Raw genomic sequence first — 19,531 nt, 5'->3', positions numbered from 1 at the left:
CCGAAGTCTGCCATCAAAACGCTCCAGCCTGTACTCGTTCGGTTACAGAAACGGAAAGATCACGAACTACATGCGCAAGAAGGCGTAGGAAGAAATGCACGAGAAGCGGTACGGGCTCGCTCAAGTCGGGCGCGTGCACGTGCATCTGCCCTTGCATCCGCTGTACGCATTCGGAACGATGGCGCCACCACCGCTCGCTGCGTACTGCGAAAATGGGGAGTGCCTCGCATGGGGACGAACGGATCGACCATGCTTGAGTCTTTAGACGCACGGGGACACAGCCTGCCCCCGGTCGACCCGTCGGCCGTCTCCAGCACCGCGTCCTGCGCCCTGCCGGCCCGGTACGAAGCGGTGCGCTGCGCACGGGAGTTCAGCCGCAGAACGCTCGGCGACTGGGATGCGTTGGAGCGCTTCGACGACATCTGTCTGGTGGTATCCGAACTCGTCACCAATGCCCTGCGGCACGGCCTTCCTGCGAACTCCCCGCACGGCCAGGACCCGCCCGTGCGGCTGCATTTGATGCACTGGTCTTCGCGCGTAGTGTGCGCGGTCCGCGATCCCAGTGACGAGAGCCCGGTGGCCCAAGAGGTGGACATCGACGCCGATTTCTCGGCGGAGTCCGGCCGCGGGCTCTTTCTCGTCGACTCCTTCGCCGACGGCTGGGGCTGGCACCCGCTGGCGGGCGCCCCGAGCGGCAAGGTGGTCTGGGCCCTCTTCAGGCTCTGAGCCGGGCCCCGCGCGTCGCCCTTCGGCGCCGCCTCAGGCTCCCGCCACCAGATGGTCGAATTCCCCGTCCTTCACGCCCAGGAGCATCGCTTCTATCTCCGCGGGCGTATAGACGAGTGCGGGCCCTTCCGGAAAGTTCGAGTTGCGCACGGCGACCCTTCCGCCGGGCAACTTGGCGAACTCCACGCAGGAACCCTGCGAGTTGCTGTGCCTGCTCTTCTGCCAGACCACTCCGTGCAACTCCGTGGCCGCCATGCCGTTGTACACGTGGTGCACGGTTCGCTCCCCGGTGGTGCTGTCAGTGCTGTAACAGTGAATGCTTCTGCTGTCGATGTGAATGCCGGGACAGCAGTGATCAACTGCCCCAACTGTCCAGGATCATAGCTGCGTTCAAATGCGCATGCATGGGCAGATGCACGTGCACGCGGGGTGTTCTCGCAGTTACAGCTCGGAAAGCGCCTGCCCAAGGGCCCGCATTACATGCGAGCGCCATCCACCGTCCATGATCTTTCGAGCCATCGCCTGCGCGGGGTCGTCCGGATCGAATCCTTCATGAACCAGGAAAAGCCGCGTCCCACGGCCTTCGGCGTGCAGCGTCCATGTGATGGTCCAGTCAACGGAATTGGCCGGATCCCGATCCGTCCAGCGCATCCGCAGCATCCGCCCGTCCTCGTACGCGAGGACCTCGGCCTCCACCGTTCCGGAGAAATTGGTGTTCGGTCGCGGCACCGCCGTCATCGTGTAGCGGTGACCCACGGTCAGCCGGAATTGTTCGGAACCCGGCATCATCCAACGCCGGATCAGTTCCGGTTCCGTCAGCGCGCGCCAGACCTTCGCGGGGGGATGCGGGAGGAACTGGTCGACCGTGATCGTGGTGGGGTCGGGCGCGGGGTCCGGCTCGTCGATGCTCATGACGCGTCATCGTCGGGCATGGCGTCCAGTACGTCGCTGAGGTCACTCAGCTTCTTCCGCCAGAACCGCTCGTAGGGATGCAGCCAGTCCTGCACGTCGGCGAGCGGGGCGGCCTCCAGGCGGTAGATCCGCTGCCGCCCCGCGCGCTCCTCGGAGACGAGGCCCGCGTCGCGCAGCACCTTCAGGTGCTCGGAGAGGCTGGGGCGGGCCATGTCGAAGCGGTTCGCTATGGCGCCCGCCGGCAGCGGCCCCTCCTCGCGCAGCAGGCGCAGGACCTCGCGCCTGGTGCCGTTGGCGAGCGCGGCGAAGACCCGGTCCGGGTCCTGTCCTCGGGCGGTGGTGCCGGCGCTCGCGGAGGTCATGGGGTCAGTAACTTCCCGTCTCGTTCTCGGTGATCAGCATCAGGCCGTTGCCGTCCGGGTCGGACAGGCTCGCCATCCGGCCCCACGGCAGCTCGTCGGGCCCGCCGACCTCGACGCCGGCGGCCCTGATGCGTGCGCAGTCGGCGTCGACATCGGTCGTCACGAACATGATCCCCCGCGCCGATCCGGGCACGAAATCGCCCATGCCGGGTCCCGCGAGCGTGAGCACGGTCTGCGCCCCGGCGGGCGCCACCTGGAGCCACCGCCCCGGCGGCATCTGCCGGTCGGCGACGACCTCGAAGCCGAGCACGTCGACGTAGAAGCGCAGCGCCCGGTCCTGGTCGGAGACGGGGAGGGTGAGGAAGGAGGCGTGGGTGATGTTCATGAGGTCGACGATACGTAGGGTTTTCCCTACGCGTCAAACGTAGGGAATCACCTACGCGTCCTGTCGGCGCCCGACCGGCGGCCCCCGCACCCCTGCCGTCTACGCTGGAGCCCATGTCAGCGATCCGTCTGCTGGTGCTGGGAGCCGTGCGGCAGCACGGCCGTGCGCACGGGTACCAAGTACGCAACGACCTGGAGTACTGGGGCGCCCACGAGTGGTCGAACGCCAAGCCCGGCTCGATCTACCACGCGCTCAAGCAGATGGCGAAGCAGGGGCTGCTGCGCGCCCACGAGATCGCCCCGTCCACGGCCGGCGGCCCGCCGCGCACCGAGTACGAGCTGACGGAGCGCGGTCAGGAGGAGTACCTCTCGCTGGTCCGTGCCTCGCTCACCTCGTACGACCAGCGGCCCGACATCCTCACGGCGGGGCTCGGCTGCATGGTCGACCTGCCGCGCGACGAGGTCGTGGCGCTGCTCAAGGAGCGGGTGCGCGCCATGGAGGAGTGGCGGCGCTCGGTCACCGAGTACTACACGCCCGACGAGGGCCCCGAACAGCTGGGCCACATCGGCGAGATCATGAACCACTGGGTCTACTCGGCCGACACCGGCGCCACGTGGACCAAGGGTCTGATCGCCCGCATCGAGGGTGGGGCCTACACCTTCGCGGGCGAGGGCGAGCCGTTCGTCGGTGTGCTCGCCGAGGGGCAGGAGAACCCGTTCGCGGCGGGGGAGCGGCCCGCGGAGGGCGACCGCTAATCAAGTTTGACGAATGGATCCGCCTCGGTTACCTTCGCCCATCTAGTCAAGTTTGATTAGGGCTCATGGGGTCATGGGCCGCGGAGGGAGCCGGATGACGGACGCGATCCTCGCGGAGGACGTGCGGAAGCGGTACGGGGACAGGGCGGCGCTCGACGGACTCGACCTGGCGGTCGGCCGGGGCACCGTGCACGGCGTGCTGGGGCCGAACGGGGCGGGCAAGACCACCGCCGTGCGCATCATGACGACGCTGCTGCGGCCCGACGCGGGCCGGGTCGAGGTGGCGGGCCACGACGTGCGCGCCGACCCCGACGCGGTCCGCCGCCACATCGGACTGCTCGGCCAGCACGCCGCCCTCGACGAGGAGTTGAGCGGCCGGCAGAACCTGGAGATGTTCGGCAGGCTGCACCACCTGGGCGCCCGCCGCGCCGGAGCGCGGGCCGACGAACTGCTCGCCCGCTTCGGCCTCGCCGACACGGGCCGCAAGCAGGTCAGGGCGTACAGCGGTGGCATGCGGCGCCGCCTCGACCTCGCCGCCTCGCTGATCACGGACCCGGAGGTGCTCTTCCTCGACGAGCCCACGACAGGGCTCGACCCGCGCGGCCGCACCGAGGTCTGGGACGCCGTGCGCTCGCTGGTCGGCGGCGGCACGACGGTGCTGCTGACCACGCAGTACCTGGAGGAGGCGGACCAGCTGGCCGACCGGATCTCGGTCGTCGACCGGGGGCGGGTCGTGGCGGACGGCACGCCGGACGAGCTGAAGGCCAAGCTGGGAGGCGACCGGATCGACGTCGTGGTCAGGGACGCCGGGGACCTGCCGAGGGTGGCCGCCCTGCTGCCCGCCGACGCGGCGGTCGACGCGGACCGCCGCCTGGTGAGCGCTCCCGTGACCGACCGGATGACCGCGCTCACCGATGTCGTACGAGCCCTTCAGGAGACCGGCGTCGAGGCGGAGGACGTGGCACTGCGCCGCCCCACGCTCGACGAGGTGTTCCTGCGTCTGACGGAGGTCCCCGCATGAGTACGGCCATGAGCTCGGGTACGTCGATGGGCTGGGCGGTCACGGACTCCTGGACCATGACCCGGCGCGAACTCGCGCACTGGGCGCGGCAGCCGGTCCAGGTCGTCGTGAACCTGGTCTTCCCCGTGATGCTGCTCGTGATGTTCGGCTACCTCATCGGGGGCGGCAAGGGCGTCGAGGGGGACTACGTCGACTTCCTCGTCCCGGGCATGCTCGCGCTGACCATGGCGTTCGGCCTCGAGTCGACGATGGTGGCGATCACCCGGGACCTCGACAAGGGGGTCGTCGACCGGTTCCGGTCGCTGCCGATGACGAACGGGGCGGTGCTCGTGGGCCGTTCGGTGGCGGACATGCTCCAGTCGGCGGCGTCGGTCCTGGTCATGGCCGGGGTCGGGCTCGCCATCGGCTGGCGGGCGCACGGCTCGTTCGGCGCGGTGCTCGGCGCGTTCGGGCTGCTGCTCCTGCTGCGCTTCGCGATGCTGTGGCTCGGCATCTGGCTGGCCATGGTGGCGGGGAAGCCGGAGCTGGTGCAGGCCGTGCAGATCCTGGTGTGGCCGGTCGGGTTCCTCTCGAACGCCTTCACGGTGCCGTCGACCATGCCCGACTGGCTGGGCGCCGTCGTCGAGTGGAACCCGATGTCGGCCACCGCTTCCTCGGTCCGCCACCTGTTCGGCAACCCGGGCGGTGCGGACGAGGTGCTGCTCGCGGTGGCGTGGCCGGTGGGCATGGTCGCGGTGTTCTTCCCGCTGGCGGTCCGCAGGTTCGCGGGCCTGAGCAAGTAGCGGGCCCTAGTGGTGGAAGCCGGTGGCCGCAGCCCTGTCGTGGGTGAAGGGGTGCGGCTGCCGACGCAGTTCGGGCAGGAGCCGGCCGAGGTCCTCCAGGAGCAGCTCCGCCAGGTCGGACGAGAAGCCGTTGCGGCACACGATCCGCAGCACCGCCAGATCCTCCCGGTGGGCGGGGAACGTGTACGCGGGGACGAGCCAGCCCCGCTCCCGCAGCCGCCGCGACACGTCGAACACGTCGTACGCCGTCACCTCGGGCGCCGTGGTGAACGCGAACACCGGAAGCTCGTCGCCGCGCGTCAGGAGCCGGAAGTCGCCCAGCGCCTCGATCCGCTCCGCGAGTCCGCGCGCCACGTCCCGTGTGGCCTGCTGCACGGCCCGGTAGCCCTCCCGGCCGAGCCGCAGGAACGTGTAGTACTGCGCGACGACCTGCGCCCCGGGCCGCGAGAAGTTGAGCGCGAAGGTCGGCATGTCGCCGCCCAGGTAGTTGACCCGGAACACGAGTTCCTCGGGCAGGGCCTCCGCGTCCCGCCACAGCGCCCAGCCGACGCCCGGGTACACGAGCCCGTACTTGTGCCCCGACGTGTTGATCGACGCCACCCGCGGCAGCCGGAAGTCCCACACCAGGTCCGGGTCGAGGAACGGCGCGACCATGCCGCCGGAGGCCCCGTCGACGTGCACGGGGACGTCGATCCCGGTCTTCTCCTGCAACCGGTCGAGCGCGGCGCACAGCTCGGCGATCGGCTCGTACGAGCCGTCGAAGGTCGAGCCGAGGATGCCGACGACGCCGATGGTGTTCTCGTCGCACAGCTCCGCGGCGGCGGCCGGGTCGAGGTGGAAGCGGTCGCCCTCCATCGGCACCTGCCGCGCCTCCACCTCCCAGAAGTTGCAGAACTTCTCCCAGCAGACCTGCACGTTCACGCCCATGACGAGGTTCGGTCGGGCCTCGCGCGAGGGGTAGCGGTCGGCGTTGCGCAGCGCCCAGCGCCGCTTGAGCGCCATCCCGGCGAGCATGCACGCCTCGCTCGACCCGGTGGTCGAACAGCCCACGGCGGTGGCCGGGTCGGGTGCGTTCCACAGGTCGGCGAGCATCGCGACGCACCGCCGCTCCAGCTCGGCCGTCCGCGGGTACTCGTCCTTGTCGATCATGTTCTTGTCCCGGCACTCGCCCATGAGGACGCCCGCCTGCGGCTCCATCCACGTCGTGACGAACGTGGCGAGGTTCAGCCGGGAGTTGCCGTCCAGCATCAGCTCGTCGTGCACCAGCTGATACGCCGTCATGGGCGCGAGCGGCCGGTCGGGGAGCCGGGACTTGGGCGGGGCGTCCGCCATCCCAGCCGTCGGATTCGCCTCCCCGTAGAAGGGGTTGACGGAGACCGGGCGCTCGTCGGGCTTCCCGTAGCGGTCGGCCGGGCTCTGGTGCAGGGGTGACATGGGCTCAACTCCTTTGCGTAGGAGGGCGGGTGCGGTGACCGCTCAGCGGATCGCCGCGCCGTCCTCCGACAGTTGCATCTGCGGCCGCCCGGTCACCAGCAGCCAGGCGGGCAGCGACGCGATGCACATCAGGGCGATGATCGCGGGGGAGGCGACCAGGACGGCCGCGGTGAAGAGGCTGACCCAGCCCTGCCGGGTGACCGCGAGCAGCACCCCGAGCACCCCGGCCGCGATCCCGACCGAGGGGTTCACGTCGGCCACCAGCGCGTGCGCGAACAGGCCGAACGCGGCGCCCACGAAGACCGCGGGGAAGATCCGGCCGCCCCGGAACCCGCAGGTCGCCGCGATGACGAGCGCCGCCAGCTTCACCACGGTGAGGAGGGCGAACTCCCCGGCGGAGCGGCCGTCGGGCGAGCCGGCGATCTCCTTGACCTCGGCCAGCCCCTTGAACAGCGTCAGCTCGCCGCCGAGCGCCCCGAGCAGGCCGAGGACGAGCCCGCCGACCGGCAGGGCGAGCATCGGGTGGCCGAGCCTCCCGAAGGCACGGTGCGCGTACGGGAAGGCGTACACGGCGGCCATCGTGAACACGGCGGCGGCGCACGCGACCACGATCGCCGACAGGAGGTCCACCCAGTCGGGATCGCTGAGCGGCGGCAGGCCCAGGTCGAAGGAGGGCGAGGCGAGCAGCGACGTCGTCATGGAGCCCGCGGCGGCGGCGAGCAGCGGGCCGAACATGTTGTCCCAGAGCGAGCCCTTCATCGGCATCGGCCGCCCCGCCAGCCCCTCGGAGACCAGCAGCGCGGCGGCGATCGGCGTGCCGAACAGGGCGCCGACGGTCGCCGCCGTCGCCAGGTTCACCCACATCGTGGCGGGCGACTTCGGCACCAGCTTCTTTCCGAGCCAGAACGCGAGGCCCACGTTCACCGCGATGATCGGGTTCTCGGGGCCGAGGCTCGGCCCGCCCGCCAGCATCAGGGCGGCGGCGAGCGCGAGCCCCGGGAGCACGTAAGGGGGCAGGGGGTCCTCGCCGCCGAGCCCCATGGTCGCCGGGTCGGGGCCCGCGTGGCCGGGCGCCTTCCAGACCACGAGCCCGACGAGGACGCCCGTGGCGGTGAGCATCACGATGATCCACAGCGAGGAGTAGTGCCCGACGCCGAGGGCGTCGGGAAGGTCCTCCCACACCAGGTGGGACAGCTTCTCGGCGATCCAGTCGAGCGCCAGGAACAGCACGCTGCACCCGACGCCCACCACGAGCGCGGGCAGGACGAACGGCAGCAGGGTGCGAGCGGAGACGGCGGGCGGGGGCGTCGGTTCGATCTCGGTGTGCGTGCTCACGGCGCCACTTTAGGCGGACATAAGGGGCATAACACCCCGAGAGGCCTGCCGGGAAGCCTCCCGAGAAGTCTCTCGGCGAATCGACTTGCACCTCACGTCACGTGAGGACCCAAGCTGAATCACGTACGAGAAAGGAGGCGCGGCGGATGAGCCATTCCGTGGGCCAGGTCGCGCGGTTCGCCGGGGTCACCGTGCGGACCCTGCACCACTACGACGAGATCGGGCTGCTCGCGCCGAGCGAGCGCAGCGCGGCGGGGCACCGCCGGTACGGCGACGGCGACCTGGACCGGCTCCAGCGGATCCTCTTCTACCGGGAGCTCGGCTTCCCGCTCGACGAGATCCAGACGCTGCTCGACGACCCGGACACGGACCCGCGCGAACACCTGCGGCGCCAGCACCACCTGCTGACCGCCCGCATCGAGAGACTTCAGAAGATGGCCGAGGCCGTCGAACACGCCATGGAGGCACAGAAGATGGGAATCCAGCTCACTCCGGAGGAGCGCTTCGAGGTCTTCGGGGAGGACGACCCCGGACAGTACGACGAGGAGACCCGCGAGCGCTGGGGCGGCACGGACGCGTACGCCGAGTCGCAGCGCAGGGCGGCGACGTACACGAAGGAGGACTGGCAGCGCCTCCAGGCCGAGAACGAGGACTGGAACGCGCGCTACGCGGCCCTGGTCGCGGCCGGCGAGCCCGCGGACGGCGAGCGCGCCATGGATCTGGCGGAGGAGCACCGCGCGCACGTCTCGCGCTGGTTCTTCGAGGTCTCGTACGAGATGCACGTCTGCTTCGGCGACATGTACGTCGACGACGCGCGCTTCAAGGCGTACTACGACGCCATGGGCGAGGGCGTCGCGGAGCACCTGCGTGACGCGATCCACGCCAACGCAGTCCGAAATGTCTGACTGACAGGTGTGCCACAGTTTCGGCACAGTGCATTCTGAGAGGGCCACTGGAACCTGGCAGCGAGAACCGGCGTTGATAACTTTGCACCGCCATTGCACTTGACCTGCCGCCCAAGCCCCTCAGGAGTCCGGACCCGTGATGACGCTTGCTCTAGGACCAAGCTGGCTGGACCCGGACTATCTGCTGAACACGTTCGGCATCTGGGGCCTGCTGCTCATCGTGTTCGCCGAGTCGGGCCTGCTGATCGGTTTCTTCCTGCCGGGCGACTCGCTGCTGTTCACGACCGGTCTGCTGATCACGTCGAAGCAGCTGGACTTCCCGCTGTGGGGCGCCATCGGGCTGATCTGCCTCGCCGCGATCCTCGGTGACCAGGCGGGATACATGTTCGGCAAGAAGGTGGGCCCGTCCCTCTTCAAGCGCCCGGACTCCCGGCTCTTCAAGCAGGAGAACGTCACCAAGGCGCACGAGTTCTTCGAGAAGCACGGCCCGAAGTCCCTGGTCCTGGCCCGCTTCGTGCCCATCGTCCGGACGTTCACGCCGATCATCGCGGGCGTCTCGGGCATGCGGTACCGCTCGTTCCTCACGTTCAACGTGATCGGCGGTGTGCTGTGGGGCGCGGGCGTGACGCTGCTCGGCTCCTGGCTCGGCAACATCGAGTTCGTGCACAAGAACATCGAGGCGATCCTGATCCTGATCGTCCTGGTCTCGGTGGTGCCGATCGTGATCGAGTTCCTGCGCGCCCGCGGCAAGTCCAAGAAGGAGGCCGCGGCGTCGGCCCAGGCCGGAGAGGTCCCGCCGGCGCCGACACGCCGCCGCCACGCCAAGCGCTGAGGCCCTAGGGCCTGTCGTCAAACTCCCGTCTGCGGCGCGACGCCTGGCACGCACGCTCGCTGCGTTGCCGAAAGACCCGAGTAGCTCCGCTACTAGGATCTTCCGGCGCCTTGCGATCGCACGCACCAGACGCCGCGCCGCCGCCCTTCGGGCGACGACGGGAGTTTGACGACAGGCCCTAGAAGCCCCTGGTGCGCTTGGCAGCGCGGCGGCCCGCCGCGCCGGGGCCCTGCAGGAACAGGCGGGAGATCTCGCCACCGAGGTTCACGCCGATCGCGATGGCGAGGGCCAGGGCCGCCGCCTTGGACAGCGACACGAGCCCGTTGTTCACGTCGCTGTGCGCGATCGCCAGCAGTCCGAAGTACGTCGACGAACCGGGCAGCAGCGGGCCGATCGCGGCCGTCACGTACGGCAGCGCCGAAGCGAACTGGTAGCGCGAGAAGAGCTGCCCGAACAGGCCGACGAGCCCCGCCGCCGCGGCCGTGGCGGCCACCGGCGAGATCCCGCCCTGGTAGTGCAGCGCACCGAAGATCGCGCCCGCCACCCCGCCGTTGAGCGTCACCGCGATCACCGTCGCCCGCTCCTGCTGGAGCAGCACGGCGAACGCGAGCGACAGCGACATCGACGCCACGATCTGCCACACCGGCTTGGTGACGGCCCCCAGCGCCTGCTCCGGGTCCAGCTGGGCGTCCAGCTGCACCCCCACGTAGAGCATGATCAGTACGCCGATGACGATGCCCACGAAGAAGTACATGACTTCCAGCAGTCGGGCCGCGGCCGTGATGTAGAAGCCGGTGAGTCCGTCCTGCACACCGGCCACGAGGGCCCGCCCCGGCAGCAGCGCGAACAGACCACCGGTGATCACCGCGGACGCCCGCACATCGACGTAGTCGTGCGCGAGGGTCAGCGCGATACCGATCGCGGCGGGCGGCATCGCGGCCACCGTGAACTGGTAGAACTCCGGGAACCCGCGCCCCGCGCACAGCCACGCGAGCCGGTCGCCGAGCATCGCGCCGATCGCCGCGACGACGAACACCAGCAGATCACCGCCGACCAGGATGGAGGCGGACCCGGCGAGCAGCCCGCTCGCCGCGGTGAGCGCCCAGCCCGGGTACGGGTGCCGGTTCCTGCGGATCTCGGCGAGGCGCCGGTAGGCCTCCTCCAGGGAGACGTCCACCTCCTCGTCGCTGATGTCGTCGACGAGCCGGTACACGGCCGCGAGGCGGGTGTAGTCGGTGCCGCGGCGGCGCACGGTGCGCGAGGCGGTGACCGGGTCGTCCACCAGGGACGGCTGGAAGCTGATCGACAGCAGCGTGAACGTCACGGTCGGCTCGCAGCGGTCGAGCCCGTAGGACCGGCACACGGCGAACATCGCCGCCTCCACGTCCTCGGCGCCCTCGCCGCCCGCGAGCAGCAGCTCACCGATACGCAGCGTCAGGTCGAGCACGCGCGGGACGGCGGGGCCCGACTCCTCGTCGTGCTTCTGCACCAGCTCGGGCGCGGGCCGCTCGGCGACCGGAAGCCGCAGCATCGTGCGCATCCGGTCCTGCCAGGGCGCCTCCTTGGCGAGCCTGATCATCGGGATGCCCTGCGGCGGGGTGAACGCGGGCGGCGACTCGCGGGCGCTGTACGTCCGCGGCGGGGTGAACGCCGACCCTTCGGTCTCCACCGGCTCCGGTGCCTGCACGCTCAGCCCGTCGGGCACCGCGAACTCCGAGGTGGTCGACGAATCCTCGTCGGCCGCCGGGGGCGGCGTGATGATCCCGATGGGCTGCGTGAACGCGCTGCGCGCCTCGTCGGACTGCGGCTTGCGGTCCTCGGGGGCCTCGGACTCCCGCTCCGTCACCTGTGTCGTTCCTCGCCCTTCGCGTCGCGTCGTATCCGTGTACCGCACGTACGCCTCAGTATGCGCACAGATACGCGAACGGGCCGCCCCAGGGGGGCGGCCCGTTGGTGAACGCGGGGAGGCTCAGTGGCCGCCGTTGTCCTGGAAGCGCTTGTAGGAACGCTCGATCTCGGCCTCGGCCTCGGTGCGGCCGACCCAGTCGGCGCCCTCGACGGACTTGCCGGGCTCGAGGTCCTTGTAGACCTCGAAGAAGTGCTGGATCTCCAGGCGGTCGAACTCGGAGACGTGGTGGATGTCGCGCAGGTGCTCCATCCGCGGGTCCGTCGCCGGGACGCACAGCAGCTTGTCGTCGCCGCCGGCCTCGTCCGTCATTCGGAACATGCCGATCGCGCGGCACTTGATGAGGCAGCCCGGGAACGTCGGCTCGTCCAGGATGACCAGGGCGTCCAGCGGGTCGCCGTCCTCGCCCAGCGTGTCCTCGACGAAGCCGTAGTCCGTCGGGTAGGCGGTCGACGTGAACAGACGACGGTCGAGGCGGATGCGACCGGTCTCGTGGTCGACCTCGTACTTGTTCCGCGATCCCTTGGGAATCTCGATCGTGACGTCGAACTCCACCGGTGGCTCCTCCATGATCAACACAAACGTCTGGTGGTTAAGTGTCCCCTACGCAGATGTGTGATCGCGAAAGGGGCTGGTCCACGGTGCCGGAGCCGAAGGCTTCGCAGCTCGTGAAGAGTGCGGCGAAGACTGTTGCCGGATCCAAGACCAAGCACGTCACGGTGGGCGCGACGGCGGTGGGTCTCGCCCTCGCGGCCGTCGTGGCGGTCGCGGCCGGTCCCTGGGACGCTTCCGGTCAGCGTAAGGCCGAGGCCGACCGGGCCGCCTCCTCGGAGGCCCGGGGTGGTACAGATCACGGCCGTGAGGCCGCCGCGGCGCCCAGCGCCCCCGCGGTCCTCGCGGCCCCCGGAGCGGCCGCGCCCGGCCCCACCGAGAGCGCCCTCGCCGACGTGCTCGACCCGCTCCTGAAGAGCCCCGCGCTCGGCGGCCACCGCACCGCGGCCGTCGTCGACGCCGTCACCGGAAAGAGGCTCTACGGACGCTCGCCCGGCGACACCCTCACCCCGGCGTCCACGACGAAGCTCGCCACGGCCGTGGCGGCGCTCTCCGCGGCGGGCCCCGACCACCGCATCGCCACCCGGACGGCCCTGGACGAGGACGCCAAGAAGCTGATCCTGATCGGCGGCGGCGATCCGACCCTCACGGCCCGCGAGAAGAATCCTTACGGTGCCGCCAGCCTGCGCACTCTCGCCGACGCCACCGCCAAGGACCTCAAGAGACGCGACATCGACAAGGTCACGCTCGCGTACGACACCTCGCTCTACTCCGGGCCCGACACCCACCCCATCGGCCCCAACGAGAACCTCGCCCGGGTCACACCCCTGATGGCCGACGAGGCCCGCACCGACGACTCGGCCAGCGGCCCGGCCACCCGGGAGGCCGATCCGGCGGCCGCCGCGGCGAAGAAGTTCGCCGACCTCCTGAAGGACCGCGGCATCGACACCAAGGGCGGCGACCCCAAGTCGGCCAAGGCACCCGCGAAGGCCGAGAAGGTCGCCAAGGTGACCTCGCCGCCGCTGTCCGCCCTGGTCGAGCGGATGCTCACGCACAGCGACAACGACATTGCCGAGGCGCTCTCCCGGCAGACCGCCGTCGCGGCGGGCGGCAGCCACGACTTCGAAGGCGGCGGAAAGGCCGTCAAGAAGCAGCTCGCAAAGCTCCGGCTCCCCCTCAAGGACGCGCACTTCGCCGACGGCAGCGGCCTCGACCGCGCCGACAAGGTCTCCGCCGACCTGCTCACCGGGCTGCTCGCCAAGGCCGCCGACCCGTCGCGCCCCGAGCTGCGCTCCGTCCTCACGGGCCTGCCGGTCGCCGGCTTCACCGGCACCCTCGCGAGCCGCTACGAGGACGCGGCCGACGCCTCCGGGACCGGCCTGGTCCGCGCCAAGACCGGCACCCTGACCGGCGTCAACACGCTGGCGGGGACGGTCGTCGACGCCGACGGACGCCTCCTCGTCTTCGCCTTCATGACGGAGGGCGCCACCGACCCCAAGGCCGCCCAGTCCGGCCTCGACCGCCTCGCCTCGTCCGTCGCGAACTGCGGCTGCCGGTGAACCCTTAAGGGTTTCCCGGGGCGGAAGTGGGGCGGCGCTCCGGGGCCGACCCCTCTCCCCGTGGGCGAGGGGTCACGTACCGTTGACGCATGACGAGCCTCGGCGGTGCTGCATCTTCGGGAATGGTCGACTGGAACCTCGCGGTGGCGACCGCGACCCGTCTCGTACGACCAGGTCCAGAGGTCAGTCGGGACGAGGCGCGGGCCGTGGTCGCGGAGCTGCGCCGGCACGCCAAGGCCTCCGAGGAGCACGTCCGGGCGTACACGCGGATGGCGACGGAGGCCGAGCACGACACCCCGGTCCTTGTCGTCGACCGACCCGGCTGGGTGAAGGCCAATGTCGCGGGCTTCCGCGAGGTCCTCAGGCCGCTCCTCGACAAGATGAACGACCGGCGCGGCTCGGGCCCCGGGCCCGCGGTGCTCGGCGCGGTCGGCGGCAAGGTCACCGGCGTCGAGCTCGGCATGCTGCTCTCGTTCCTGTCCTCCCGTGTCCTCGGCCAGTACGAGACCTTCGCCCCCGCCACCCGTGAGCTGCCCGCGGCGCCGAACGGCGGCGGCAGGCTCCTCCTCGTGGCGCCGAACATCGTCCACGTCGAGCGCGAACTCGACGTCGAGCCCCACGACTTCAGGCTCTGGGTCTGCCTCCACGAGGAGACGCACCGCACCCAGTTCACGGCCGTGCCCTGGCTGCGCGACCACCTCGAGGGCGAGATCCAGTCATTCCTGGAGGAGACCGAGGTCGACCCCTCGACCTTCCTCGAGCGGGTGCGGGAGGCCGCCCAGTCGCTGGCCGGCGGGCGCCCCGAGGGCGAGGAGGACGACGGCGGGCGCTCCCTCGTCGAACTGGTGCAGACCCCGGCGCAGCGCGAGATCCTGGGCCGTCTGACCGCCGTCATGTCCCTCCTCGAAGGGCACGCGGACTACGTGATGGACGGCGTGGGACCCGCCGTCGTGCCGTCGGTCGAGGAGATCCGCGAGAAGTTCCAGCAGCGCAGGCAGAAGGGCGCTTCCCGGCTCGACCTTGCGCTGCGCAAGCTGCTCGGCCTCGACGCCAAGCTGCGCCAGTACCGCGACGGCGAGAAGTTCGTACGGGCCGTCGTCGACGAGGTAGGCATGGACGGCTTCAATCGCGTCTGGACCTCGCCCAACACGCTGCCGACCAAGGCGGAGATCGCCAAACCGGCGGACTGGGTCGCGCGGGTGCACAACAGGTCGGACGGCGCTCACGAAGCCCCGTAGGGCACGCCCATAATTGCCCAGGATCACCCATCCGAGGGACCGTGGGCCGTGGGCTGGCGTGCAATGCTCGGGGAACCGCTCGGCTCTGTCACCATCGACACACTCTGCGTGACCGATCTCACCGGGTCACCGTTGAGCGAATGAGCCGGGTCAGCCGGCGCTGGTCCGGTTCGAGTTGGTCCCAGCAGCGCCCACCCCCCAGACAACGGAATGAAGGGAACCGGACATGGGTCCCCATCCTGCGGTCGCGGCGATACGCCTGGCGGTCCGCCGCGTCCTCCACGACATCCTCAGCGAGCACCCCCCGCTCTCCCCGGGCGAACGGCCCCTGGTGCTCGTCGCCTGCTCCGGCGGGGCCGACTCCATGGCCCTCGCCTCCGCCCTCGCCTTCGAGGCCCCCAAGCTCGGCCTCCGCGCCGGCGGCATCACCGTCGACCACGGCCTCCAGGCCGGCTCCGACAGCCGCGCCGAGGACGTCGTCCTGCGCCTGACCGCCCTCGGCCTCGACCCCGTCGAGTCCGCCGCCGTCGACGTCGGCCGCGACGGTGGCCCGGAAGCCGCCGCCCGCGACGCCCGCTACGCCGCCCTCGACGCCGCGGCGGAACGCCTCGGCGCCGCCGCCGTCCTGCTCGGCCACACCCGCGACGACCAGGCCGAGACCGTCCTGCTCGGCCTCGCCCGCGGCTCCGGCATCCGCTCCCTGTCCGGGATGGCCGCCGTCTCCGGCACCCGCGGCCGCTACCGACGGCCCTTCCTGACCCTCGACCGGCAGACCGCCCGCAAGGCCTGCCTGGTCCAGCATCTGCCCGTCTGGGACGACCCGCACAACACCGACCCGGCGTACACCAGGTCCAGGCTCCGCCACGAGGGCCTGCCCGCCCTGGAGAAGGCGCTCGGCAAGGGTGTCGTCGAGGCACTCGCCCGTACGGCCCAGTTGTCGCGCGACGACGCCGACGCGCTCGACACCTGGGCCCGCGAGGCCACGGAATCCGTGCGGGACGCGGCCGGACTCCTCGAATGCGCGAAGCTGTACGCGCTGCCGCCCGCCGTGCGCCGCCGGATCCTGCGCAAGGCGGCCATCGAGGCGGGCGCCCCGGCCGGCGCCCTGTTCGCCCGGCACATCGAGGAGGTCGACCGCCTGATCACGGGCTGGCGGGGCCAGGGAGAGATCAATCTGCCGGGCAAAGTTCTCGCTCAGCGGCAGGGTGGCAGACTGGTCATCCGGCAAGGCTGAGTTCGCGGCTCACGTCGCGGCGGCCGGTGGGACGACCGAAAGTGATGCGGGTGGACGCGAAAGACATGGGCACCGACCTTCAGTCGGTGCTCATCACCAAGGAAGAGATCGACGCGAAGCTGGCCGAGCTGGCCGCGAAGGTCGACGCGGAGTACGCGGGCAAGGAACTGCTGATCGTCGGGGTCCTCAAGGGCGCCGTGATGGTCATGGCGGACCTGGCGCGCGCCCTGTCCACCCCGCTCACGATGGACTGGATGGCGGTGTCCTCGTACGGCTCGGGCACCCAGTCCTCCGGCGTGGTGCGGATCCTCAAGGACCTGGACACCGACATCAAGGACAAGCACGTCCTGATCGTCGAGGACATCATCGACTCCGGTCTGACGCTGTCCTGGCTGCTCACCAACCTCGGCTCGCGCGAGCCCGCCTCCCTCGAGGTGTGCACGCTGCTGCGCAAGCCGGAGGCGGCCAAGGTCGACATCGACGTGAAGTGGGTCGGCTTCGACATCCCGAACGAGTTCGTGGTCGGGTACGGCCTGGACTACGCGGAGAAGTACCGGAACCTGCCGTTCGTCGGCACCCTCGCGCCGCACGTCTACGGCGGCTGAGGAGCCGTCAGGCCCGCCGCGGGGGCGGGAACCCTCGCGGGCTTCCCGCCGTTGGAGCATGCGAAGGGCAGATTCTCGGTCGTCCCCTGCGGCTTCGGGTGACAATGCTGGGGTACCGTCCGAAGAACAGTTCTTCAAACAGCTCCAACAGCAGCAACAGCTTCAAACAGCCTTATCAAACTCACTATGGCAGGAGGGACGGGGCGGCACCGCTCCGTATGGATGGACGTGAAGCGATACTTCCGTGGGCCGGTCATGTGGATCGTGCTGGCCGTCCTTGCCGTGGTCGTGTTGATGCAGGTCGTCGGTTCGTCCGGCGGCTACAAGACGGTGGACACCGGCCAGGTAATTCAGGCCATCAACGACAACAAGGTGACGTCGGCCAAGCTGACCACCGGCGATGAAGACACCATCAAGGTCGAGCTGAAGGACGGCCAGAAGGTCGACGGCTCGAGCAAGATCCAGGCGAGCTACATCGGCGACCAGGGCGTCGACGTGGCCAAGAGTCTTCAGGCCAAGTTCGAGGACAAGCAGATCCCTGACGGGTACACCGTCTCCCCGTCGAAGCAGAACCCCTTCGTGGGCATCCTGCTCTCGCTGCTGCCCTTCGTGCTCATCGTCGTCGTGTTCCTGTTCCTGATGAACCAGATGCAGGGCGGCGGCTCCCGAGTCATGAACTTCGGGAAGTCCAAGGCCAAGCTCATCACCAAGGACACCCCCAAGACGACGTTCGCCGACGTCGCGGGCAGCGACGAGGCCGTCGAGGAGCTCCACGAGATCAAGGAGTTCCTCCAGGAGCCGGCCAAGTTCCAGGCCGTCGGCGCCAAGATCCCCAAGGGCGTGCTGCTGTACGGCCCGCCCGGTACGGGCAAGACGCTGCTCGCGCGCGCCGTCGCGGGCGAGGCGGGCGTCCCGTTCTACTCGATCTCCGGTTCCGACTTCGTCGAGATGTTCGTCGGTGTCGGTGCCTCCCGAGTCCGTGACCTCTTCGAGCAGGCCAAGGCGAACGCCCCGGCGATCGTCTTCGTCGACGAGATCGACGCGGTCGGCCGCCACCGCGGCGCGGGCCTCGGCGGCGGTCACGACGAGCGCGAGCAGACGCTCAACCAGCTGCTCGTCGAGATGGACGGCTTCGACGTGAAGGGCGGCGTCATCCTGATCGCCGCCACGAACCGGCCGGACATCCTCGACCCGGCGCTGCTGCGCCCGGGCCGCTTCGACCGCCAGATCGCGGTCGACCGCCCGGACATGCAGGGCCGTCTGGAGATCCTCAAGGTCCACCAGAAGGGCAAGCCGGTCGCCCCGGACGTCGACCTGTCGGCCGTCGCCCGCCGCACGCCGGGCTTCACCGGTGCCGATCTCTCCAACGTGCTGAACGAGGCCGCGCTCCTGACGGCCCGCTCGGACCGGAAGCTGATCGACAACCAGATGCTCGACGAGGCGATCGACCGTGTGGTCGCGGGCCCGCAGAAGCGGACCCGGATCATGTCGGACAAGGAGAAGAAGATCACCGCGTACCACGAGGGCGGTCACGCCCTGGTCGCGGCGGCCTCGCCGAACTCCGACCCGGTCCACAAGATCACGATCCTGTCCCGCGGCCGCGCGCTCGGGTACACGATGGTGCTCCCGGACGAGGACAAGTACTCGACCACGCGCAACGAGATGCTCGACCAGCTCGCCTACATGCTGGGCGGCCGCGCGGCCGAGGAGCTCGTCTTCCACGACCCGACCACGGGTGCCGCGAACGACATCGAGAAGGCCACCACCACGGCCCGCGCGATGGTCACGCAGTACGGCATGACCGAGCGGCTCGGCGCGATCAAGTTCGGCGGCGACAACTCCGAGCCGTTCCTCGGCCGCGAGATGGCGCACCAGCGCGACTACTCGGAAGAGGTCGCCGCGCTCGTCGACGAAGAGGTCAAGAAGCTCATCGAGACCGCGCACAACGAGGCGTGGGAGATCCTCGTCGAGAACCGCGACGTCCTGGACAACCTGGTCCTCGCGCTGCTCGAGAAGGAGACGCTGAACAAGGAGCAGATCGCCGAGATCTTCGCTCCGGTCGTGAAGCGCCCGGCCCGCCCCGCGTGGACCGGCTCCGCCCGCCGCACCCCCTCGACCCGCCCGCCGGTGCTCTCCCCCAAGGAGCTGTCGCTGACGAACGGGGCGAACGGAACGGCGTCCGCCATCGAGTCCACCACCCCGGTGGACACGGTGAAGGAAGAGCGCCCCGAGAGCTGACCGCGCCCCCTCTGGGCAGGCCAGACCCGGAATGCAGGCCGCGTCCCCCACGCTTTACGGTGTGGGGGACGCGGCCTTTGCGCTGCCGCGCGCTGATGTAAGTAGAGAAAGAGGCACCTGATGACCGACCCGGTGACGCTGGACGGCGAGGGCTCGATCGGTGAGTTCGACGAGAAGCGGGCCGAGAACGCCGTGCGCGAGCTGCTCATCGCGGTCGGCGAGGACCCGGACCGCGAGGGCCTCCGGGAGACGCCGGGGCGGGTCGCCCGCGCGTACAAGGAGATATTCGCGGGCCTGTGGCAGAAGCCCGAGGACGTCCTGACGACGACGTTCGACCTGGGGCACGACGAGATGGTCCTGGTGAAGGACATCGAGGTCCAGTCGAGCTGTGAGCACCACCTGGTGCCGTTCGTGGGCGTCGCCCACGTCGGGTACATCCCGTCCGCCGACGGCAAGATCACCGGCCTGTCGAAGCTGGCCCGGCTCGTCGACGTCTACGCCCGCCGCCCGCAGGTGCAGGAACGTCTCACGACGCAGATCGCGGACTCCCTGATGGAGATCCTGGAGCCGCGCGGCGTCATCGTCGTCGTCGAGTGCGAGCACATGTGCATGTCGATGCGCGGGGTCCGCAAGGCAGGCGCGAAGACGCTCACATCGGCCGTGCGCGGTCAGCTGCGGGACCCGGCGACGCGCAGCGAGGCGATGAGCCTGATCATCGGGCGCTGAGGCGCTGGTTTCTCGAAAGGGGCG

The 19,531-nt window shown here is 70.1% G+C and carries 20 protein-coding genes; 12 read left to right on the top strand and 8 right to left on the bottom strand.

The genetic code is table 11. The features are described from left to right. The first annotated feature begins 228 nt into the window (after positions 1–228). The gene (locus tag ACTWJ8_RS18750; protein ID WP_356387332.1) at positions 229–726 is read left to right on the top strand and encodes an ATP-binding protein; all 498 of its coding nucleotides are present in this window, start codon (positions 229–231) and stop codon (positions 724–726) included. A 33-nt stretch (positions 727–759) separates the two neighbouring features. Here ACTWJ8_RS18750 and ACTWJ8_RS18745 read toward each other — a convergent pair whose 3' ends face one another. From ACTWJ8_RS18745 to ACTWJ8_RS18730, 4 genes are all read right to left on the bottom strand, one after another. Further along, the gene (locus tag ACTWJ8_RS18745) at positions 760–1,002 is read right to left on the bottom strand and encodes a DUF397 domain-containing protein (protein WP_306318576.1); all 243 of its coding nucleotides are present in this window, start codon (positions 1,000–1,002) and stop codon (positions 760–762) included. A 165-nt stretch (positions 1,003–1,167) separates the two neighbouring features. Then, the gene (locus ACTWJ8_RS18740) at positions 1,168–1,638 is read right to left on the bottom strand and encodes an SRPBCC family protein (protein WP_356387335.1); all 471 of its coding nucleotides are present in this window, start codon (positions 1,636–1,638) and stop codon (positions 1,168–1,170) included. Then, positions 1,635–2,000, bottom strand: coding sequence for a metalloregulator ArsR/SmtB family transcription factor (locus ACTWJ8_RS18735; RefSeq protein WP_356387337.1), 366 nt, complete (start codon positions 1,998–2,000; stop codon positions 1,635–1,637). The genes ACTWJ8_RS18740 and ACTWJ8_RS18735 overlap by 4 nt, the downstream gene beginning before the upstream one ends. 4 nt (positions 2,001–2,004) lie before the next feature. Then, the gene (locus ACTWJ8_RS18730) at positions 2,005–2,385 is read right to left on the bottom strand and encodes a VOC family protein (RefSeq protein WP_443264584.1); all 381 of its coding nucleotides are present in this window, start codon (positions 2,383–2,385) and stop codon (positions 2,005–2,007) included. A gap of 113 nt (positions 2,386–2,498) precedes the next feature. Between ACTWJ8_RS18730 and ACTWJ8_RS18725 the strand changes: the two genes are divergently transcribed. The 3 genes from ACTWJ8_RS18725 (at position 2,499) to ACTWJ8_RS18715 (ending at position 4,943) form a co-directional block, all read left to right on the top strand. After that, complete coding sequence (locus tag ACTWJ8_RS18725) at positions 2,499–3,140, top strand: PadR family transcriptional regulator (protein WP_356387342.1); 642 nt, start codon at positions 2,499–2,501, stop codon at positions 3,138–3,140. Positions 3,141–3,234: 94 nt separating this feature from the next. After that, positions 3,235–4,161 carry an ATP-binding cassette domain-containing protein gene (locus tag ACTWJ8_RS18720; RefSeq protein WP_443264582.1) on the top strand — a complete coding sequence of 309 codons (927 nt, stop codon included), beginning with the start codon at positions 3,235–3,237 and terminating at the stop codon, positions 4,159–4,161. Next, positions 4,158–4,943 carry an ABC transporter permease gene (locus ACTWJ8_RS18715; RefSeq protein WP_443264581.1) on the top strand — a complete coding sequence of 262 codons (786 nt, stop codon included), beginning with the start codon at positions 4,158–4,160 and terminating at the stop codon, positions 4,941–4,943. Before ACTWJ8_RS18720 ends, ACTWJ8_RS18715 begins: the two co-directional genes overlap by 4 nt. Before the next feature lie 6 nt (positions 4,944–4,949). On the opposite strand, the gene ACTWJ8_RS18710 is transcribed toward ACTWJ8_RS18715, so the two are convergent. Both ACTWJ8_RS18710 and ACTWJ8_RS18705 read right to left on the bottom strand, forming a co-directional pair. Then, the gene (locus tag ACTWJ8_RS18710; RefSeq protein ID WP_443264579.1) at positions 4,950–6,377 is read right to left on the bottom strand and encodes a glutamate decarboxylase; all 1,428 of its coding nucleotides are present in this window, start codon (positions 6,375–6,377) and stop codon (positions 4,950–4,952) included. Between the two features lie 42 nt (positions 6,378–6,419). After that, positions 6,420–7,712 carry an ion channel protein gene (locus ACTWJ8_RS18705; protein ID WP_356387354.1) on the bottom strand — a complete coding sequence of 431 codons (1,293 nt, stop codon included), beginning with the start codon at positions 7,710–7,712 and terminating at the stop codon, positions 6,420–6,422. 146 nt (positions 7,713–7,858) lie between these two features. On the opposite strand from ACTWJ8_RS18705, the gene ACTWJ8_RS18700 reads away from it, so the two are divergent. Both ACTWJ8_RS18700 and ACTWJ8_RS18695 read left to right on the top strand, forming a co-directional pair. Then, positions 7,859–8,617, top strand: coding sequence for a MerR family transcriptional regulator (locus ACTWJ8_RS18700; protein ID WP_356387357.1), 759 nt, complete (start codon positions 7,859–7,861; stop codon positions 8,615–8,617). A gap of 139 nt (positions 8,618–8,756) precedes the next feature. After that, on the top strand, positions 8,757–9,449 hold the full coding sequence (locus ACTWJ8_RS18695) for a DedA family protein (protein ID WP_443264578.1): 693 nt from the start codon (positions 8,757–8,759) through the stop codon (positions 9,447–9,449). Positions 9,450–9,627: 178 nt separating this feature from the next. Here the strand turns inward: ACTWJ8_RS18695 and ACTWJ8_RS18690 are convergent, their stop codons facing one another. Both ACTWJ8_RS18690 and ACTWJ8_RS18685 read right to left on the bottom strand, forming a co-directional pair. Beyond that, entirely contained in the window at positions 9,628–11,295 is a 1,668-nt protein-coding gene (locus tag ACTWJ8_RS18690) for a threonine/serine ThrE exporter family protein (protein WP_356389770.1), read from the bottom strand. 123 nt (positions 11,296–11,418) lie between these two features. Further along, a complete protein-coding gene (locus tag ACTWJ8_RS18685; protein WP_356389768.1) occupies positions 11,419–11,910 on the bottom strand; it encodes an inorganic diphosphatase in 492 nt (163 codons plus the stop codon). Positions 11,911–11,996: 86 nt separating this feature from the next. On the opposite strand from ACTWJ8_RS18685, the gene dacB reads away from it, so the two are divergent. The 6 genes from dacB (at position 11,997) to folE (ending at position 19,507) form a co-directional block, all read left to right on the top strand. Beyond that, entirely contained in the window at positions 11,997–13,466 is a 1,470-nt protein-coding gene (gene dacB, locus ACTWJ8_RS18680) for a D-alanyl-D-alanine carboxypeptidase/D-alanyl-D-alanine endopeptidase (RefSeq protein WP_356389766.1), read from the top strand. A gap of 89 nt (positions 13,467–13,555) precedes the next feature. Continuing rightward, complete coding sequence (locus ACTWJ8_RS18675) at positions 13,556–14,704, top strand: zinc-dependent metalloprotease (protein ID WP_356389765.1); 1,149 nt, start codon at positions 13,556–13,558, stop codon at positions 14,702–14,704. 226 nt (positions 14,705–14,930) lie between these two features. Beyond that, positions 14,931–15,938 carry a tRNA lysidine(34) synthetase TilS gene (gene tilS / locus ACTWJ8_RS18670; protein WP_356389763.1) on the top strand — a complete coding sequence of 336 codons (1,008 nt, stop codon included), beginning with the start codon at positions 14,931–14,933 and terminating at the stop codon, positions 15,936–15,938. A 44-nt stretch (positions 15,939–15,982) separates the two neighbouring features. Continuing rightward, on the top strand, positions 15,983–16,543 hold the full coding sequence (gene hpt, locus ACTWJ8_RS18665) for a hypoxanthine phosphoribosyltransferase (protein ID WP_356389760.1): 561 nt from the start codon (positions 15,983–15,985) through the stop codon (positions 16,541–16,543). Positions 16,544–16,765: 222 nt separating this feature from the next. Then, positions 16,766–18,781, top strand: coding sequence for an ATP-dependent zinc metalloprotease FtsH (ftsH, locus tag ACTWJ8_RS18660; protein ID WP_443264933.1), 2,016 nt, complete (start codon positions 16,766–16,768; stop codon positions 18,779–18,781). 120 nt (positions 18,782–18,901) lie between these two features. Next, the gene (gene folE, locus ACTWJ8_RS18655) at positions 18,902–19,507 is read left to right on the top strand and encodes a GTP cyclohydrolase I FolE (protein WP_356389758.1); all 606 of its coding nucleotides are present in this window, start codon (positions 18,902–18,904) and stop codon (positions 19,505–19,507) included. The last annotated feature ends 24 nt before the right edge of the window (positions 19,508–19,531 follow it).

This window comes from Streptomyces sp. SDT5-1, assembly GCF_052245995.1.
Taxonomy (GTDB): domain Bacteria; phylum Actinomycetota; class Actinomycetes; order Streptomycetales; family Streptomycetaceae; genus Streptomyces.
This window is presented reverse-complemented; position numbering and strand designations above follow the sequence as displayed.

Bases quoted from the DNA above. Each gene is read 5' to 3' on its own strand.
- ACTWJ8_RS18750 (WP_356387332.1), top strand. From the start codon at position 229: ATGGGGACGAACGGATCGACCATGCTTGAGTCTTTAGACGCACGGGGA.
- ACTWJ8_RS18740 (WP_356387335.1), bottom strand. From the start codon at position 1,638: ATGAGCATCGACGAGCCGGACCCCGCGCCCGACCCCACCACGATCACG.
- ACTWJ8_RS18735 (WP_356387337.1), bottom strand. From the start codon at position 2,000: ATGACCTCCGCGAGCGCCGGCACCACCGCCCGAGGACAGGACCCGGAC.
- ACTWJ8_RS18730 (WP_443264584.1), bottom strand. From the start codon at position 2,385: ATGAACATCACCCACGCCTCCTTCCTCACCCTCCCCGTCTCCGACCAG.
- ACTWJ8_RS18725 (WP_356387342.1), top strand. From the start codon at position 2,499: ATGTCAGCGATCCGTCTGCTGGTGCTGGGAGCCGTGCGGCAGCACGGC.
- ACTWJ8_RS18720 (WP_443264582.1), top strand. From the start codon at position 3,235: ATGACGGACGCGATCCTCGCGGAGGACGTGCGGAAGCGGTACGGGGAC.
- ACTWJ8_RS18715 (WP_443264581.1), top strand. From the start codon at position 4,158: ATGAGTACGGCCATGAGCTCGGGTACGTCGATGGGCTGGGCGGTCACG.
- ACTWJ8_RS18710 (WP_443264579.1), bottom strand. From the start codon at position 6,377: ATGTCACCCCTGCACCAGAGCCCGGCCGACCGCTACGGGAAGCCCGAC.
- ACTWJ8_RS18700 (WP_356387357.1), top strand. From the start codon at position 7,859: ATGAGCCATTCCGTGGGCCAGGTCGCGCGGTTCGCCGGGGTCACCGTG.
- ACTWJ8_RS18695 (WP_443264578.1), top strand. From the start codon at position 8,757: ATGACGCTTGCTCTAGGACCAAGCTGGCTGGACCCGGACTATCTGCTG.
- ACTWJ8_RS18675 (WP_356389765.1), top strand. From the start codon at position 13,556: ATGACGAGCCTCGGCGGTGCTGCATCTTCGGGAATGGTCGACTGGAAC.
- tilS (WP_356389763.1), top strand. From the start codon at position 14,931: ATGGGTCCCCATCCTGCGGTCGCGGCGATACGCCTGGCGGTCCGCCGC.
- hpt (WP_356389760.1), top strand. From the start codon at position 15,983: ATGCGGGTGGACGCGAAAGACATGGGCACCGACCTTCAGTCGGTGCTC.
- ftsH (WP_443264933.1), top strand. From the start codon at position 16,766: ATGGACGTGAAGCGATACTTCCGTGGGCCGGTCATGTGGATCGTGCTG.
- folE (WP_356389758.1), top strand. From the start codon at position 18,902: ATGACCGACCCGGTGACGCTGGACGGCGAGGGCTCGATCGGTGAGTTC.